The 16911-nt window shown below is 61.2% G+C and carries 14 protein-coding genes; 4 read left to right on the plus strand and 10 right to left on the minus strand.

The window, feature by feature from the left end; translation table 11 throughout:
- Nucleotides 1-57 precede the first annotated feature (57 nt).
- The 5 genes from pstB to NTD84_RS00285 form a co-directional block, all read right to left on the minus strand.
- The gene (pstB, locus tag NTD84_RS00265; RefSeq protein WP_262162613.1) at nt 58-891 is read right to left on the minus strand and encodes a phosphate ABC transporter ATP-binding protein PstB; all 834 of its coding nucleotides are present in this window, start codon (nt 889-891) and stop codon (nt 58-60) included.
- Nucleotides 892-1022: 131 nt separating this feature from the next.
- On the minus strand, nt 1023-2693 hold the full coding sequence (gene pstA, locus NTD84_RS00270) for a phosphate ABC transporter permease PstA (RefSeq protein WP_262162614.1): 1671 nt from the start codon (nt 2691-2693) through the stop codon (nt 1023-1025).
- A 15-nt stretch (nt 2694-2708) separates the two neighbouring features.
- Nucleotides 2709-4742 (minus strand): ABC transporter permease subunit, encoded by a 2034-nt coding sequence (locus NTD84_RS00275; protein ID WP_262162627.1) that lies wholly within the window; start codon nt 4740-4742, stop codon nt 2709-2711.
- 502 nt (nt 4743-5244) lie between these two features.
- On the minus strand, nt 5245-6246 hold the full coding sequence (locus NTD84_RS00280) for a phosphate ABC transporter substrate-binding protein PstS (RefSeq protein WP_262162615.1): 1002 nt from the start codon (nt 6244-6246) through the stop codon (nt 5245-5247).
- A gap of 232 nt (nt 6247-6478) precedes the next feature.
- Entirely contained in the window at nt 6479-7777 is a 1299-nt protein-coding gene (locus NTD84_RS00285; protein ID WP_262162616.1) for an MFS transporter, read from the minus strand.
- A 366-nt stretch (nt 7778-8143) separates the two neighbouring features.
- Between NTD84_RS00285 and NTD84_RS00290 the strand changes: the two genes are divergently transcribed.
- Both NTD84_RS00290 and NTD84_RS00295 read left to right on the plus strand, forming a co-directional pair.
- Nucleotides 8144-8548, plus strand: coding sequence for an acyl-CoA thioesterase (locus NTD84_RS00290; protein ID WP_007896491.1), 405 nt, complete (start codon nt 8144-8146; stop codon nt 8546-8548).
- A gap of 56 nt (nt 8549-8604) precedes the next feature.
- A complete protein-coding gene (locus NTD84_RS00295) occupies nt 8605-9504 on the plus strand; it encodes a D-hexose-6-phosphate mutarotase (protein ID WP_262162617.1) in 900 nt (299 codons plus the stop codon).
- Nucleotides 9505-9618: 114 nt separating this feature from the next.
- On the opposite strand, the gene NTD84_RS00300 is transcribed toward NTD84_RS00295, so the two are convergent.
- The 5 genes from NTD84_RS00300 to NTD84_RS00320 form a co-directional block, all read right to left on the minus strand.
- Nucleotides 9619-10155, minus strand: coding sequence for a DUF3299 domain-containing protein (locus NTD84_RS00300; RefSeq protein ID WP_262162618.1), 537 nt, complete (start codon nt 10153-10155; stop codon nt 9619-9621).
- An 88-nt stretch (nt 10156-10243) separates the two neighbouring features.
- Nucleotides 10244-10489: a GlsB/YeaQ/YmgE family stress response membrane protein gene (locus NTD84_RS00305; protein WP_019580396.1), complete on the minus strand. Its 246-nt coding sequence runs from the start codon at nt 10487-10489 to the stop codon at nt 10244-10246.
- Between the two features lie 106 nt (nt 10490-10595).
- Entirely contained in the window at nt 10596-11678 is a 1083-nt protein-coding gene (locus NTD84_RS00310) for a 5-(carboxyamino)imidazole ribonucleotide synthase (protein WP_262162619.1), read from the minus strand.
- An 11-nt stretch (nt 11679-11689) separates the two neighbouring features.
- On the minus strand, nt 11690-12181 hold the full coding sequence (gene purE / locus NTD84_RS00315) for a 5-(carboxyamino)imidazole ribonucleotide mutase (RefSeq protein ID WP_090326730.1): 492 nt from the start codon (nt 12179-12181) through the stop codon (nt 11690-11692).
- Between the two features lie 321 nt (nt 12182-12502).
- On the minus strand, nt 12503-13405 hold the full coding sequence (locus tag NTD84_RS00320) for a LysR substrate-binding domain-containing protein (protein ID WP_262162620.1): 903 nt from the start codon (nt 13403-13405) through the stop codon (nt 12503-12505).
- 180 nt (nt 13406-13585) lie between these two features.
- On the opposite strand from NTD84_RS00320, the gene aspA reads away from it, so the two are divergent.
- Complete coding sequence (gene aspA, locus NTD84_RS00325) at nt 13586-15010, plus strand: aspartate ammonia-lyase (RefSeq protein ID WP_262162621.1); 1425 nt, start codon at nt 13586-13588, stop codon at nt 15008-15010.
- A gap of 443 nt (nt 15011-15453) precedes the next feature.
- The gene (locus NTD84_RS00330; RefSeq protein WP_262162622.1) at nt 15454-16896 is read left to right on the plus strand and encodes an alanine/glycine:cation symporter family protein; all 1443 of its coding nucleotides are present in this window, start codon (nt 15454-15456) and stop codon (nt 16894-16896) included.
- The last annotated feature ends 15 nt before the right edge of the window (nt 16897-16911 follow it).

Raw genomic sequence — 16911 nt, forward strand, 5'->3', positions numbered from 1 at the left:
GCGTCCGGTAAGGTGCGGTGGGCCGCAGCGTCAGTTCAGTGAGCAACCAACCGCTTGCTAGCCGTAACGACCGGTGATGTAGTCTTCGGTCTGCTTCTTCGCCGGATTGGTGAACAGGGTATCGGTGTCGCCGAATTCCACCAGTTTGCCCATGTACATGAACGCCGTGTAGTCGGAAACCCGCGCGGCCTGTTGCATGTTGTGGGTGACGATGACGATGGTGAATTTCGATTTCAGTTCGTAGATCAGCTCTTCGACTTTCAGCGTGGAGATCGGGTCGAGTGCCGAGCACGGTTCGTCGAGCAGCAGCACTTCCGGTTCCACGGCGATGGTGCGCGCGATCACCAGACGTTGCTGCTGGCCACCGGACAGGCCCAGTGCCGACTCGTGCAGGCGGTCTTTGACTTCGTCCCACAACGCCGCGCCTTTCAACGCCCATTCAACGGCTTCGTCGAGGATGCGTTTTTTGTTGATGCCCTGGATGCGCAGGCCGTACACCACGTTTTCGTAGATGGTTTTCGGGAACGGGTTCGGCTTCTGGAACACCATGCCGACGCGACGACGCAGCTCGGCCACGTCTTCGCCCTTGCGGTAGATGTTGTTGCCGTACAGGTTGATCTCGCCTTCTACGCGGCAACCGTCAACCAGGTCGTTCATGCGGTTGAAGGTGCGCAGCAGCGTGGACTTGCCGCAGCCGGACGGGCCGATGAAGGCGGTCACGCGCTGTTTCGGGATGTTCATGCTGACGTCGTACAGCGCTTGTTTCTCGCCGTAGAACAGGCTCAGGCCCGGCACTTCGATGGCCACGGTTTCCTGCGCCAGGCTCAGGCTCTGTTTGTCGCGGCCCAGGGCGGACATGTTGATGCCGTGGGTATGAGTTTCGTGCTGCATGGGAGGCTCCCTGTGCTGACAAATTCGGTTCGGTTTTTGTGGCAGCCAGCCTGCTGGCGATTCAGGCAACGCGGTTCATCTGTGAAACCGCGGTGATGCCATCGCCAGCAGGCTGGCTCCCACATAAGAAATCAGCTATCCAGCGCTTTGTATTTCTCGCGCAGGTGGTTGCGGATGTAAACGGCCGACAGGTTCAACGTCGCGATCACCAGCACCAGCAACAGCGCTGTGGCGTACACCAGCGGTCGTGCGGCTTCGACGTTCGGGCTCTGGAAGCCGACGTCATAAATATGGAAGCCCAGGTGCATGATTTTCTGGTCAAGGTGCAGGTACGGGTAGTTGCCGTCCAGTGGAAGCGACGGTGCCAGTTTCACCACACCTACCAGCATCAGCGGCGCCACTTCGCCGGCGGCGCGGGCCACGGCGAGGATCATGCCGGTCATCATCGCCGGGCTGGCCATCGGCAGCACGATCTTCCACAAGGTTTCCGCCTTGGTCGCGCCGAGGGCCAGCGAGCCTTCACGCACGGTGCGAGGAATCCGCGCCAAGCCTTCTTCGGTGGCGACGATCACCACGGGCACCGCCAGCAGCGCCAGGGTCAGGGACGCCCAGAGCAGGCCCGGCGTACCGAAGGTCGGTGCCGGCAGCGCTTCAGGGAAGAACAACCGGTCGACCGAACCGCCCAGCACGTACACGAAGAAGCCCAGGCCGAATACGCCGTACACGATTGCCGGAACGCCCGCCAGGTTGTTCACGGCGATGCGGATGATCCGCGTCAGCGCGTTCTGCTTGGCGTATTCACGCAGGTAAACCGCCGCCAGTACGCCAAACGGCGTCACGATCATCGCCATGATCAGGGTCATCATCACGGTGCCGAAAATCGCCGGGAAGATCCCGCCTTCGGTGTTCGCTTCACGCGGGTCGTCGCTGAGGAATTCCCAGACCTTGCTGAAGTAGAAACCGATCTTGGTCATCGTGCCCATGGCGTTCGGCTGGTAGGCGTGAACCACTTTGCCGATGTCGATCACGATCTCTTTGCCGTTGGCATCGCGGGCCGTCAGGCTGTCGCGGTTGAACTGGGCATGCAGGTCGGCAAGACGGGCTTCGATGTCCTGATAACGCGCGTTCAGCTCGGCACGCTCGGATTCCATGTCCGCTTGCGCGGTGGCGTCGAGCTTGCCGGCCAACTCCAGTTTGCGACCGTGCAGCCGGATGCGTTCGAGGCCGGCGTTGATCGCGCCGATGTCGACTTTTTCCAGGGTCTTGAGCTGTGCCGCGAGCTGGTTGACGCGGGCAACGCGGGCCTGCAACTCAGGCCACGCCGCCTCGCCTTCCGCGATGACCTTGCCGTCCTGTTTGACGTTGACCAGGTAGCCGTAGAAATTCCCCCACTCGCGACGTTCAATGGCCATCAGCTCGGGCGGAGTCTTCTGGTTCGTCAGCCACTCGCCGACGATCCAGGTGAAGTCGTTGCCGTTCAGGTCACGGTTGCCGACTTTGATCAGCTCGCGGGTCATGAACTCCGGGCCCTGATCGGGCACCGGCAGGCCAGCGCTTTTCAGACGCTCACGCGGCACTTCTTCTTTCTGTACCACTTCGCCGATGACCAGGTGATTGGCCTGGCCCGGCACGTCGTAGCTGGCATGAATCAGGTCCGCCGGCCAGAAGTGACCCAGACCGCGCACGGCAATTACCGCGAGCAGGCCAATGGTCATGATGACCGCGATGGACACCGCGCCACCGCTGATCCAGACGCCGGGGGCGCCGCTCTTGAACCATCCATTCAGGGAGTTCTGTTTCACAGACTTCTACCTTTCTTAAAGCGACGAGTATTTCTTGCGCAGACGCTGACGAATCAGTTCCGCGAGGGTGTTCATGACGAAGGTGAACAACAGCAGCACCAGCGCCGAGAGGAACAGCACGCGGTAGTGGCTGCCGCCGACTTCCGATTCGGGCATTTCCACCGCGACGTTGGCGGCCAGCGTTCGCAGACCTTCGAACAGGTTCATTTCCATGACCGGGGTGTTACCCGTGGCCATCAGCACGATCATGGTTTCCCCGACCGCACGGCCCATGCCGATCATCAATGCCGAGAAGATGCCCGGGCTGGCGGTGAGGATCACCACGCGAGTCATGGTCTGCCACGGCGTGGCACCGAGCGCCAGCGAACCCAGGGTCAGGCCACGCGGCACGCTGAACACGGCGTCTTCGGCGATGGAGTAGATGTTCGGGATGACCGCGAAGCCCATGGCCAGACCCACCACCAGTGCGTTGCGCTGGTCGTAGGTGATGCCCAGGTCGTGGGAGATCCACATGCGCATGTCGCCGCCGAAGAACCAGGTTTCCATGTAAGGGCTCATGTACAGCGAGAGCCAGCCCACGAACAGGATCACCGGAATCAGAATCGCGCTTTCCCAACCGTCCGGCACTTTCAGGCGGAGCGATTCAGGCAGGCGACTGAAGGCGAAACCGGCCACCAGGATGCCAATCGGCAAGAGCATCAGCAGGCTGAAAATGCCCGGCAGGTGCCCTTCTACATAAGGGGCGAGGAACAGGCCTGCGAAGAAACCGAGGATCACCGTCGGCATCGCTTCCATCAGTTCGATCACCGGTTTGACCTTGCGGCGCATGCCCGGGGCCATGAAGTACGCGGTGTAGATCGCCGCGGCAACGGCCAGTGGCGCGGCCAGCAGCATGGCGTAGAACGCGGCTTTCAGGGTGCCGAAGGTCAGCGGCGACAAGCTCAGTTTCGGTTCGAAATCGGTGTTGGCCGCCGTCGATTGCCAGACGTATTTAGGCTCGTCGTAGTTCTCGTACCAGACCTTGCTCCACAGCGCGCTCCAGGACACTTCCGGGTGCGGGTTATCGAGCAGCAGCGGTTGAATCTTGCCGCCGGCTTCGACGATCACACGGTTGGCCCGTGGCGACAGACCGAACAGGCCCTGGCCTTCCACGACCTGATCCACCAGCAAGGTACGGTGCGCGGTGCTGTGGAACACGCCGAGCTTGCCGGACGCATCGAGGGCGATGAAGCCTTTGCGACGTTCTTCGGCGGTGATTTCAACGATCGGCGTGGTGCCCATCTGGAACGTGCGAATCTGCTTCAGGCGCAGTTCGCCATCGGGGTCGCGGGCCATGAACCATTGGGCCAGACCGCCTGTGGAATCGCCGACGATCAGCGAGATACCGCCCACCAGTTGCGTACTGGCGGTGATTTGCGCATCGCCATTTTCGAGCAGCTTGTAGCGACCATTGAGGCTCTTGTCGCGCAGGCTGAACACGTCGGCCTGGGCACGACCGTTAATCACGTACAGCCACTGCTGGCGCGGGTCGACGAAGATGTTCTTCACCGGCTCGGTCATCTGCGGCAGCTCGATGCGCTTCTGCTCGTTGGTGATTTCGCCGGTCATCATGTTCTCTTCGCTGGTCAGCGAAAGGACATTGAGTTGCGAACCGGTAGAACCGACCAGCATCAGGGTCGAATCAGTGGCGTTGAGGCTGACATGCTCCAGCGCACCGCCCGCCTCGTTCAGCGCGATCGGCGTTTCGCCGTAAGGGTATTCGACGGCCGGCGTGATGGTCTTCTTGCCATCGGGATAGCTGACTTTATAGGTGTGACGGAATACCAGGGCCTGACCGTTGGAGAAGCCCACGGCGACCAGCGGATGACCGGGCTGGTCTTCGCCGATGGAGGTGACGCTGGCCCCAGCCGGAACCGGCAGATCGACGCGCTTCAGTTCGGCGCCACTGTCGATGTCGAAGAACAGCGCCTGTCCTTTGTCGGAAACCCGCATGGCGACCTGGTTCTGTTCTTCCAGGGAGATCATCAGCGGCTTGCCGGCGTCCTGCATCCAGGCTGGGGTGATGGCGTCCTTGGCGGTCAGGCTGGCACCCTGGAACAGCGGCGCGACCACGTAGGCCAGGAAGAAGAAAATCAGGGTGATCGCGCCGAGCACGGCGAGGCCGCCAATGAGGACGTACCAGCGGGTCAGGCGATCTTTGAGCGCGCGGATGCGCCGTTTGCGTTGCAACTCAGGCGTATTGAAATCAATTCGCTTGGGGGGATTTGTAGTCATGGTGGAATTGGCCAGATCATTCATGCGCACACCCTAGCGATCCTGTATGACAGAAAGATGACAATGCAGTGACGCAACAAATCCGCCGCCTGTAGGTACTGGCAGCGGACCAAAAATTTGGGGGGTGGGCCGGGCTGCCTTAATGGCAACCGTCGGCCCTTGCAGGAGCGAGCTTGCTCGCGAAAATCGTTGATCCAACACACTTGCGGTGTCTGAAAAACCATCGCGAGCAAGCTCGCTCCTACACAGGTCCGGGGCGTGCCCCGGGCCTAGGGTGTTACTTTTTTGCGACTTCAGCGCCGCCTTCTTGCAGACCCAGGTCAGCCAGTGCTTTCGCAGCAACCTTGGCTGGCAGTGGGATGTAGCCGTCTTTCACGACCACTTCCTGGCCCTGTTTCGACAGAACCAGTTTCACGAACTCGGCTTCCAGCGGGGCCAGAGGCTTGTTCGGGGCCTTGTTGACGTAAACGTAGAGGAAACGCGACAGCGGGTACTTGCCGTTCAGGGCGTTTTCTTCGGTGTCTTCGATGAAGTCAGTGCTGCCTTTCTTGGCCAGTGCCACGGTCTTCACGCTAGCGGTTTTGTAACCGATGCCCGAGTAACCGATGCCGTTCAGCGAGGAGCTGATCGACTGCACGACCGAAGCCGAACCTGGTTGTTCGTTGACGTTTGGCTTGTAGTCGCCTTTGCACAGGGCTTCTTCCTTGAAGTAGCCGTAGGTGCCGGATACCGAGTTACGGCCGAACAGTTGCACTGGCTTGTTGGCCAGGTCGCCGGTCACGCCCAGGTCACCCCAGGTTTTCACTTCGGTTTTCGCGCCGCACAGACGAGTGGACGAGAAGATCGCGTCGACTTGTTCCATGGTCAGGTGCTGGATCGGGTTGTCTTTGTGTACGAAAACAGCCAGGGCATCCACGGCAACCGGGATAGCGGTTGGCTTGTAGCCGTACTTCTGCTCGAAGGCAGCCAGTTCGGTGTCCTTCATCTTGCGGCTCATCGGGCCCAGGTTGGAGGTGCCTTCAGTCAGCGCAGGTGGCGCAGTGGCGGAGCCAGCGGCCTGAATCTGGATGTTTACGTTCGGGTATTCTTTTTTGTAGTTCTCAGCCCACAGGGTCATGAGGTTGGCCAGGGTATCGGAGCCGACGCTGGACAGGTTGCCCGACACACCAGTGGTCTTGGTGTAGCTCGGGATCGACGGGTCAACAGCGGCAACCGCGTTGGCAGTCGCAACGCCAGCAGCGACAAAAGTCATTGCCGCCATCAAACGCTTCAGTTTCATGCCTTACTCCTAGCAGATAGGGTGTGTTAGTCGGGGCCAAGTATCAGCAGGCCGTGTGAACACTCTATGGCTGAAATATGACAATTGGATGAAAGGCCAGCATTCGGGTTTTTACTGGATGATTCCAGGCGGCCCCAATCGCCAGCAGGCTGGCTCCCACATTGAAATGCATTCCAGTGTGGGAGCCAGCCTGCTGGCGATTGGGAGCGGTACAGACGATAAAAAGTCGAAATCAGCGACCCTTCTTCCAGAGATACGCGCCCACCACAATTCCGCCGCCACACAGCACGGCCACGTAATAAGCCGGCCCCATCGGGCTTTCCTTGAGCAGCAACGTCACCACCATCGGCGTCAGGCCACCAAAAATGGCGTAGGCCAGGTTGTAGGAGAACGACAGCCCGCTGAAGCGCACCACCGCCGGGAAGGCCTTGACCATCACGTACGGCACGGCGCCAATGGTGCCGACCAGCAAACCGGTCAGGGCGTACATCGGGAACAGCCAGTCGGGATGGTTGAACAGGCTGTGATAGAAGGTCCACGAACTGATCAGCAGCGCGCCGCTGCCGAACACAAACACTCGGCCGGCGCCGAAGCGGTCAGCCAGCGCCCCGGCTCCCACGCAACCCAGACTCAGGAATACGATCGCCAGGCTGTTGGCCTGCAGCGCGGTGGTTGGCGAGAAGTGGTAGACCGTCTGCAGCACGGTCGGGGTCATCAGGATAACCACGATGATGCCGGCCGACAGCAGCCAGGTCAGCAGCATGGAAATCAGGATGGCGCCGCGGTGGTCGCGCAACACCGCGCGCAGCGGCACTTCTTCGGCCAGGGCCTTGCGCAGTTGCAGTTCGGCGAACACCGGGGTTTCGTGCAGCCAGCGGCGCAGGTACACCGAGAACAGACCGAAGACGCCGCCCAGCAGGAACGGGATCCGCCAGGCGTAATCCGCGACTTCCACCGGGGTATAAATGCTGTTGATCGCGGTGGCGACCAGCGAACCAAGAAGGATGCCCGCCGTCAGACCGCTGGTCAGGGTGCCGCAGGCGTAGCCGATGTGCCGTTGCGGCACGTGTTCGGAAACGAAGACCCACGCGCCGGGGACTTCACCGCCAATCGCCGCGCCCTGGATCACCCGCATCAGCAGCAACAGGATCGGCGCCCACATGCCGATCTGCGCGTACGTCGGCAGCAGACCCATGATCAGGGTCGGCACGGCCATCATGAAGATACTCAGGGTGAACATCTTCTTGCGGCCCAGCAGGTCGCCGAAGTGCGCCATCACGATGCCGCCCAAGGGTCGCGCCAGGTAGCCGGCGGCGAAGATGCCGAAAGTCTGCATCAGCCGCAGCCACTCGGGCATGTCGGCGGGGAAGAACAGCTTGCCCACCACCGTGGCGAAGAACACAAAAATGATGAAGTCGTAGAACTCCAGCGCGCCGCCGAGGGCGGACAGCGATAAAGTCTTGTAGTCATTGCGGGTCAACGGTCGTGCGGGCTGGGTCGGCTGCGCGATGCTCGAAGGCGCTGGGGTCATGGCAAGGGCTTCTCTTATAGACGGATCTGCAACCTCGACAACGCTGGCGGAGGCTTGGGCAGGTCCGGCACGATAACAAATTGTTCGAAAAAGCACAGGGAGGCGCGTATTTGACCGTCAAAATGAGAACCGGATGGTCGTCTCGGAGTCTACCGACCGATATACTCGGGATCTTGCGACAGCTTCAAAGGGTTGCTGTGCGAAAACGCCTGTCGCGGTGAGCAGGCGGTTTCGCAGAGTTTCCCTTTAGGCGCCTTACGAAAAACGTGACGAACGCAGTATGTTCGGGGCTGAATCGTTTTTCCTGGAGACGGCTATTCACCTTGAAGTACTTATAGAGAGTCACGGGTCAGAGGCACCCCCGGCATGATAGAGCTCGAACAGGAAGATCCAATCCCGCAAGGCGACCTGGCCCTGCAAATCACCGCGCTTCCACGCGAAACCAACGGCTTTGGCGATATCTTCGGCGGCTGGCTGGTCGCCCAGATGGATTTGGCCGGCACCGCCATGGCCAGCAAAGTCGCTGGCGGTCGCGTGGCCACCGTGGCCATCGACCGTATGGCGTTCCTGGTTCCGGTCGCGGTGGGCGCCCAGCTTTCGTTCTATACCCAGGCGCTGGAAATCGGCCGCAGCTCGATCCAGATGATGGTCGAGGTCTGGAGCGACGATCCGCTGTCGAGCGAGTGGCGTAAAGTGACTGAAGCCGTGTTCGTGTTCGTTGCCATCGACGGCAGCGGTCGCACCCGCTCGGTTCCGCCACGCGCGCGTTAAACGCCTGGACCGTTTAGCGGTCCATTGCAGTCCTGTTGCCGATCGAGAGTTGCCCCATGAGCACGCCCAACGTTGAAGCCGTGAAACTGGATGAACTGAACTGCTGGCGTATCCGCCACGGTCAGGCCGAGTTGCTGGTAGCCCAGCAAGGCGCGCACATCCTCAGTTATCAATTGGCCGGCCAACCGCCGCTGATCTGGCTTAACGACGAAGCCGTGTTCAAGGCCGGCAAGAGTATCCGCGCCGGCGTGCCGGTGTGCTGGCCGTGGTTCGGCAACCTGGCGCGCAATCCGTCAAGCGTCCAGGCGATGCGCACCAGCGAGGAACCGCCTGCCGCTCACGGTTTTGTCCGGGCGATGGACTGGGCGCTGGGCGGCATCGAAACCGAAGGCGAAAGCCTGAAGGTGGAATTCACCCTGCCCTACCCCGAAGGCGGCTTTCCGGGTTGGCCGCATCAGGTGGATCTGACGTTGAGCATCCGTCTGGATGAGCAACTGCACATCAGCCTGGCCAGCCACAACCGGGGCAACGACACCGTCACCCTCAGCCAGGCATTGCACAGCTATTTCGCGGTCAGCGACGTGCGCCATGTTCACGTGGAAGGGGTCGATGGCTTGAGCTACATCGAGACCCTTGAAGACTGGACAACCAAGGCCCAGCGCGGTGACCTGCGTTTTACCGGCGAGACCGACCGCATCTACCTCGACACGCCGCAGAAGCTCAGCATTGTCGACCCGGCCTGGGAACGGCGTATCGAGCTGACCAGCAGCGGTTCGCGCACGGCAGTAATCTGGAACCCGTGGATCGAACGCGCGGCGGCATTCAGCGACATGGCTGACGATGGCTGGCAGCGGATGCTGTGCATCGAGACGGCGAACGTGATGGATGATGTGGTGACGCTGGCGCCGGGAGCCAGCCATACCCTGGGCGTGAGCATCACCAGCAAATCGCTCTGACGCCGCACTACCAATGTGGGAGCGGGCTTGCTCGCGAAGGCGGTGTAACAGTCAGCGACGATGTTGAATGTTACGGCCTCTTCGCGAGCAAGCCCGCTCCCACGGTTTGATCGCCTACAAATCGGACTCCTTCACCACCCGCACCTTCGCCGCATCCAGCGCATACGCTGCATCCGCCAGGTCATTGTTGACCTTCTCGATCTTCAACGTGCCGGTGACCCACAGCGGCGTGTAGATATCATTCAGCTTCAGGCCTTTCGGATAACGCACCAACACCAGCTGATTAGGCGGCGGTGGCGGCACGTGGATGCAGGCGCCCGGGTAAGGCACGAGGAAGAACAGCGTGCTGCGGCCCTTGGCGTCGGACTCCAGCGGCACCGGGTAACCGCCGATGCGGATGTTCTTGTCGTTCATCGACGCGACGGTTTTGGTCGAGTACATCACTGCCGGCAAGCCCTTGCTCTGTTTCATGCCACCCTTTTCGGTAAAGGTGCCCGTGGCTTCGGGGGAGTTGTGATCGATTTCGGGCATGGCCTCGAGGGCTTTCTGGTCCGACTTGGGCATCAGTTCGAGCCAGTCGGTTTCCGGCAGTTCGCCGGCATGGGCAAAGCCCGAACCCAGTAAAACAAGAGTCAGCAAAAGACGGCGCATGAAGGTGCTCGGCAAAGGAAAGGACGGTGCAACGCCGCGCATTCTAGCCCCCCCCACGCGTTTGGCAGAGAGGGCTTCGTCACCTGAATCAGTTCTTTTTGATCAGGCCGTAGATCACCAGCAATATCACCGCACCGACCAGCGCACCGATGAAACCCGCGCCCTGGCCAGCCTGATAGATGCCCAGGGCCTGCCCGCCGTAGGTGGCCGCCAACGAACCGCCGATACCGAGCAGGATGGTCATGATCCAGCCCATGCTGTCATCACCCGGTTTCAGGAACCGGGCCAGCAGGCCGACGATCAAGCCGATAAAGATGGTTCCGATAATTCCCATGGCATTTCCCTCTGATTTGGTAGTTATGCCAAAGCCTAGTCAGACTTTCGCATCCTGCCATCAGAGAACGGCGACACCGCAATGGTTCCGCCGCTGCCACGTGAAACTATTCGGCGATGAGCGCTTCGACCTTGAGGATCTGCGCGGCCAGCGTTTCGCGATCTGCACAACGCAGGTTGGCGTGACCGACCTTGCGACCGGTCTTGAACGCCTTGCCGTAGTGGTGCAGATGGCAATCGGCGATGGCCAGGACTTTCTCCGTCTCCGGCACTTTGCCGATGAAGTTGAGCATCGCGCTCTCGCCGACCTTGGCCGTCGAACCCAGCGGCAGACCGGCGACGGCCCGCAGATGGTTTTCAAACTGGCTGCACTCGGCGCCTTCGGTGGTCCAGTGCCCGGAGTTGTGCACACGCGGGGCGATCTCGTTAGCCTTGAGGCCACCGTCGACTTCAAAGAACTCGAACGCCATCACGCCGACGTAGTCCAGCTGCTTGAGCACGCGGCTGGAGTAGTCTTCAGCCAGGGCTTGCAAGGGGTGATCGGTACTGGCCACGGACAGCTTGAGAATGCCGCTGTCGTGGGTGTTGTGAACCAGCGGGTAGAACTTCGTTTCGCCATCGCGAGCCCGCACGGCGATCAGCGAGACTTCGCCGGTGAACGGCACGAAGCCTTCCAGCAGGCACGCCACGCTGCCCAGCTCGGCGAACGTGCCGACTACGTCTTGCGCTGTGCGCAGGACTTTCTGGCCCTTGCCGTCGTAACCCAGGGTGCGGGTTTTCAACACGGCCGGCAGACCGATGGATGCCACGGCAGCGTCCAGATCGGCTTGCGACTGGATGTCGGCGAACGCCGGGGTGGGAATCCCCAGGTCCTTGAACATGCTCTTTTCAAACCAGCGATCGCGAGCGATGCGCAGCGCTTCGGCGCTCGGGTAAACCGGGACGAATTGCGAGAGGAACGCCACGGTTTCGGCCGGGACGCTTTCGAACTCGAAGGTCACCAGATCGACTTCATCGGCGAGCTGACGCAGGTGATCCTGATCGCCGTAATCGGCCCGCAGGTGTTCGCCCAACGCGGCGGCACAAGCATCCGGCGCAGGGTCGAGGAAAGCGAAGTTCATGCCCAGCGGAGTGCCCGCCAGCGCCAACATGCGACCCAACTGGCCGCCACCGATTACACCGATCTTCATCGTCAACAACCTCAGGCGATGCGTGGGTCTGGATTGTCCAGCACGCTGTCTGTCTGCTCAGCACGGAAGGTTTTCAACACTTCATGGAACTGCGGGTGCTTGGCGCCCAGGATACTCGCCGAGAGCAGCGCGGCGTTGATCGCGCCTGCCTTGCCGATGGCCAGGGTGGCGACCGGAATGCCCGCGGGCATTTGCACGATGGAGAGCAGCGAATCGACGCCCGAGAGCATCGAAGACTGCACCGGCACGCCCAGCACCGGCAGGTGGGTCTTGGCCGCACACATGCCAGGCAAGTGTGCCGCGCCACCGGCACCGGCGATGATCACCTCGATGCCCCGCGCCTCGGCCTCTTCGGCATACTGGAACAGCAGGTCCGGGGTGCGGTGGGCAGAAACCACTTTCACCTCGTAAGGGATGCCGAGCTTTTCCAGCATATCGGCGGTGTGGCTAAGGGTGGACCAATCGGACTTGGAGCCCATGATCACGCCAACCAGTGCACTCATCGTCGTGCCTCTTCTCTCTGGGCGCCCGCAGGCGCGTCAAAAAACAACAAGCCACGCAAAATGCGTGGCTTGATTGTACGAAAAATGGCCGGACGAACCGGCCGAAGGCCGCGCAGTATACCTCAATGAAGCAGATAAACAGCCCCCGATTCGACCATCTGTCATACGGCGCAAAGCAGCGGTTTTATTGACCTGAAGGTCAGCCAGAGAAACCTGTAGAAGCGAGCCTGCTCGCGATGGCGGCTCACCTCCTGGCATTGATGTCGACTGACACACCGCTATCGCGAGCAAGCTCGCTCCCACAAGGGGCATCCGGCGGGGTCAGGCACCGGCGCCGCCTTCCAGTTTGCGCCACAACAACCGCACATTCGCCTTGCGCACCAGCGCGCAGCGATACAGGCGAATCTCCAGCGGCACATGCCATTGCGGGCCGCCGCAGACCACCAACTCACCGCGAGCCAGTTCGGCGCGCACGCTCAGTTGCGGCACCCAGGCAATCCCGAGTCCTTCCAGCGCCATGCTTTTCAAACTGTCGGCCATGGCGGTTTCGTACACGGTGGTAAACCGTAGCGCACGCTGGCGCAACAAGCCGTTTACCGAGCGCCCGAGAAAGGCACCGGCACTGTACGCCAGCAGCGGAACGCTGGCTTCGCCTTCCAGATCGAACAACGGTTTGCCAGCGGCATCCGCCGCGCACACCGGAAGCATTTCCGTGTGACCGAGGTGCAGCGACGGGAAGATTTCCGGGTCCATCTGCATCGCCGCGTCCGGGTCATAGAACGCCAGCATCAGGTCGCAGCCGCCTTCTCGCAAGGCATGCACCGCGTCGCCGACGTTGGTCGCCACCAACCGCGTGGCAATGTTCAAGCCTTCATTGCGCAACTGGGCGATCCAGCGTGGAAAGAAACCCAGCGCCAAGGAGTGGGCGGCGGCGACCTGCATCACTTCGCCCTGCCCGCCTTCCAGATGATGAAGATGGCGCAACACTTCACCCAGTTGCTCCACCACCGTCCGCGCCGTGACCAGAAATAACTGCCCCGCCGCCGTCAGCTCGACCGGCGTGCGTGAACGGTTGACCAGTTGCAACCCCAGCGCGGCTTCGAGGCTGCGGATTCGCCGGCTGAATGCCGGCTGAGTCACGAAGCGGCGTTCCGCAGCCTGGGAGAAGCTGCGGGTGGCGGCCAGGGCACTGAAGTCCTCAAGCCATTTACTTTCCAGATTCATCACGTCCTCCCGGACACGCACCAATTTAGGTCACACGCTCGCCGCACACAGAGCGTCACACACCTATTATGCCGAATGTGCATAGGCCAGTGTTTAACAGCATTGGCCGAAAATTCTCCACAAGCCTAGCATTTGCAGTGTTCCGGCACAGACCGGGTCCCTATCGAGATGATTTCTATCATGTCCTCCGCTGCATCTTTCCGCACAGAAAAAGACCTGCTTGGCGTACTCGACGTACCGGCTCAAGCGTATTACGGCATCCAGACCCTGCGAGCGGTGAACAACTTCCGTCTCTCCGGCGTTCCGATTTCGCATTACCCGAAGCTGGTTGTCGGCCTGGCCATGGTCAAACAGGCCGCCGCTGACGCCAACCGCGAGCTGGGTCACCTGAGCGAAGCCAAGCACGCTGCCATCAGCGAAGCCTGTGCACGATTGATCCGCGGCGATTTCCACGAAGAGTTCGTGGTGGACATGATCCAGGGCGGCGCCGGCACGTCGACCAACATGAATGCCAACGAAGTCATCGCCAACATCGCGCTGGAGGCCATGGGTCACCAGAAGGGCGAATACCAGTACCTGCACCCGAACAACGACGTGAACATGGCGCAGTCGACCAACGACGCCTACCCGACCGCGATCCGCCTGGGTTTGCTGCTGGGTCACGACGCCCTGTTGGCCAGTCTCGACAGCCTGATCCAGGCGTTCGCCGCCAAAGGTGAAGAATTCAGCCACGTCCTGAAGATGGGCCGTACCCAGTTGCAGGACGCTGTGCCGATGACCCTCGGCCAGGAATTCCGCGCGTTCGCCACTACTTTGGGTGAAGACCTCGGTCGCCTGAAGACCCTGGCCCCTGAGTTGCTGACCGAAGTGAACCTGGGCGGTACCGCGATCGGCACCGGCATCAACGCCGACCCGCGTTACCAGCACCTGGCCGTGCAGCGCCTGGCCACCATCAGCGGCCACCCGCTGGTGCCGGCTGCAGACCTGATCGAAGCCACTTCCGACATGGGCGCCTTCGTGCTGTTTTCCGGCATGCTCAAGCGCACCGCGGTCAAGCTGTCGAAGATCTGCAACGACCTGCGCCTGCTGTCCAGCGGCCCGCGCACCGGCATCAACGAAATCAACCTGCCGGCGCGTCAGCCAGGCAGTTCGATCATGCCCGGCAAGGTCAACCCGGTGATTCCGGAAGCCGTGAACCAGGTGGCGTTCCAGATCATCGGCAACGACCTGGCGCTGACCATCGCGGCCGAAGGCGGCCAGTTGCAACTGAACGTGATGGAGCCGCTGATCGCCTTCAAGATCTTCGACTCGATCCGCCTGCTGCAACGCGCCATGGACATGCTGCGCGAGCATTGCATCGTCGGCATCACCGCCAACGAAGCCCGCTGCCGTGAACTGGTCGAACACTCGATCGGCCTGGTCACCGCGCTGAACCCGTACATCGGCTATGAAAACGCCACCCGCATCGCCCGTATCGCCCTCGAAAGCGGCCGCGGCGTGCTGGAACTGGTGCGCGAGGAAGGTTTGCTCGACGAAGAAATGCTCGCCGACATCCTGCGCCCGGAAAACATGATTGCTCCGCGTCTGGTTCCGCTTAAAGCCTGACCTTACGCGTTATTGGTAGCACCGCTCACCAGGTCGAGGGACTAGACACCTCTCACCTTTTGAGGGCTTGGGGATTTATTCCTCAGGCCCTTTTTTTTGAGTTTTGCAATACCGCTTTACCTGTGGGAGCGGGCTTGCTCGCGAAGACGGAGTACCAGTCACCACTGGATATTGCCTGGCACTCCGTCTTCGCGAGCAAGCCCGCTCCCACCAAAAGCAGCACCGTTGTAAACAACATGCACGACAAGCGTGCAGACGGGCCCCGCATCGATCGGTATAGTGCCGCCCCTCTTCGCGTGAGCGGTCGTCGGTAGCGAGGCCACAACCCATGCGAACCCCCACTAATAACAAACCCGCAATTTGGAACCATAACGAACATCCGCCTTACCGCGATGCTTCGCCCCGTCCAGCATTTGCCTTAAAAAAACAGCGAGGAATACTCCATGCTCGAAGTCATTAACGACTTCCTCTCAGGGAAAGTACTGATCGTGCTCATTGTCGGGCTCGGTAGCTACTTCACGATCCGCTCGCGTTTCGTTCAACTGCGTCACTTCTTTCACATGTTCGCGGTGTTCCGCGACAGCCTCAAAAGCAGCGCCGGCCAGCTCAGCTCGTTCCAGGCCCTGATGCTCAGCCTCGCCGGCCGCGTCGGCGCGGGCAACATCGCCGGCGTCGGTATTGCCGTGACCCTGGGCGGCCCGGGGGCGGTGTTCTGGATGTGGGTGACCGCGCTGGTCGGCATGTCCAGCAGCTTCTTCGAATGCTCCCTCGGCCAGCTCTACAAGCGCTGCGATTCCGACGGCAGCTACCGCGGCGGCCCGTCCTATTACATCCAGCACGGCCTGCAGAAACGCTGGTTGGGCATGATCATGGCGTTCCTGTTGCTGGTGACCTTCGGGTTCGCCTTCAACGGCCTGCAGTCCCACGCCGTAACCCATTCGCTGAACAACGCGTTCGGCCTCGACACCACCTGGACCGGCCTGGCCCTGGCGGTGTTGCTAGGCCTGGTGTTCATCGGCGGGATCAAGCGCATCGCCAAGGTCGCTGACCTGCTGGTGCCAGTGAAAACCCTGGTGTACATCGGCGTGACCGTCTACGTGATCGTCCTGCAGTTCGACCACGTGCCCGCCATGCTGATGACCATCGTCAAAAGTGCTTTCGGTCTGGATCAAGCCTTTGGCGGCCTGATCGGCAGCGCCATCGTCATGGGCGTGAAGCGCGGCGTGTTCGCCAACGAAGCGGGTCTGGGCAGTGCGCCGAATGTCGCGGCCGTGGCGTCGGTCGAGCACCCGGTGGCACAAGGCGTGGTGCAGGCGTTCAGCGTGTTCCTCGACACGTTCGTGATCTGCACCTGCACCGCGTTGCTGATCCTGCTCTCGGGTTTCTACACGCCGGGCTTCGAAGGCGACGGCATTGCCCTGACCCAGAACTCGCTCGCCGCGGTCGTCGGTGACTGGGGCCGGATGTTCATCTCCGTGGCGCTGGCGTTGTTCGTGTTCACCTCGATTCTCTACAACTACTACCTGGGCGAGAGCAACCTGCGTTTCCTGATCGGTGAAAACCGCAAGGCGCTGATGGGCTATCGCGCGCTGGTGCTGGTGTTGATCTTCTGGGGCGCCATCGAGGACCTCGGCACGGTGTTCGCGTTCGCCGACATCACCATGACCGTGCTGGCGTTCGTGAACCTGATCGCGCTGTTCCTGCTGTTCAAGGTCGGCATGCGCATCCTGCGGGACTACGATGACCAGCGTGCCGCCGGGATCAAGACGCCGGTGTTCGATTCGAGCCAGTTCGCGGACCTGGACCTGGACGTGAAAGCCTGGCCAGCGAATCCGCCGACACCTCAGGTTGAAGCGACGGTGAAGGCCGCGACCGCAATCGGTTAAAGTGCGAAACCCCTT

The organism is Pseudomonas sp. 14P_8.1_Bac3 (assembly GCF_025466085.1).
In the GTDB taxonomy this organism is placed as follows: Bacteria; Pseudomonadota; Gammaproteobacteria; order Pseudomonadales; family Pseudomonadaceae; genus Aquipseudomonas.

Bases quoted from the DNA above. Each gene is read 5' to 3' on its own strand.
- pstB (WP_262162613.1), bottom strand. From the start codon at position 891: ATGCAGCACGAAACTCATACCCACGGCATCAACATGTCCGCCCTGGGC.
- NTD84_RS00275 (WP_262162627.1), bottom strand. From the start codon at position 4,742: ATGCAGGACGCCGGCAAGCCGCTGATGATCTCCCTGGAAGAACAGAAC.
- NTD84_RS00280 (WP_262162615.1), bottom strand. From the start codon at position 6,246: ATGAAACTGAAGCGTTTGATGGCGGCAATGACTTTTGTCGCTGCTGGC.
- NTD84_RS00285 (WP_262162616.1), bottom strand. From the start codon at position 7,777: ATGACCCCAGCGCCTTCGAGCATCGCGCAGCCGACCCAGCCCGCACGA.
- NTD84_RS00290 (WP_007896491.1), top strand. From the start codon at position 8,144: ATGATAGAGCTCGAACAGGAAGATCCAATCCCGCAAGGCGACCTGGCC.
- NTD84_RS00295 (WP_262162617.1), top strand. From the start codon at position 8,605: ATGAGCACGCCCAACGTTGAAGCCGTGAAACTGGATGAACTGAACTGC.
- NTD84_RS00300 (WP_262162618.1), bottom strand. From the start codon at position 10,155: ATGCGCCGTCTTTTGCTGACTCTTGTTTTACTGGGTTCGGGCTTTGCC.
- NTD84_RS00305 (WP_019580396.1), bottom strand. From the start codon at position 10,489: ATGGGAATTATCGGAACCATCTTTATCGGCTTGATCGTCGGCCTGCTG.
- NTD84_RS00310 (WP_262162619.1), bottom strand. From the start codon at position 11,678: ATGAAGATCGGTGTAATCGGTGGCGGCCAGTTGGGTCGCATGTTGGCG.
- purE (WP_090326730.1), bottom strand. From the start codon at position 12,181: ATGAGTGCACTGGTTGGCGTGATCATGGGCTCCAAGTCCGATTGGTCC.
- NTD84_RS00320 (WP_262162620.1), bottom strand. From the start codon at position 13,405: ATGAATCTGGAAAGTAAATGGCTTGAGGACTTCAGTGCCCTGGCCGCC.
- aspA (WP_262162621.1), top strand. From the start codon at position 13,586: ATGTCCTCCGCTGCATCTTTCCGCACAGAAAAAGACCTGCTTGGCGTA.
- NTD84_RS00330 (WP_262162622.1), top strand. From the start codon at position 15,454: ATGCTCGAAGTCATTAACGACTTCCTCTCAGGGAAAGTACTGATCGTG.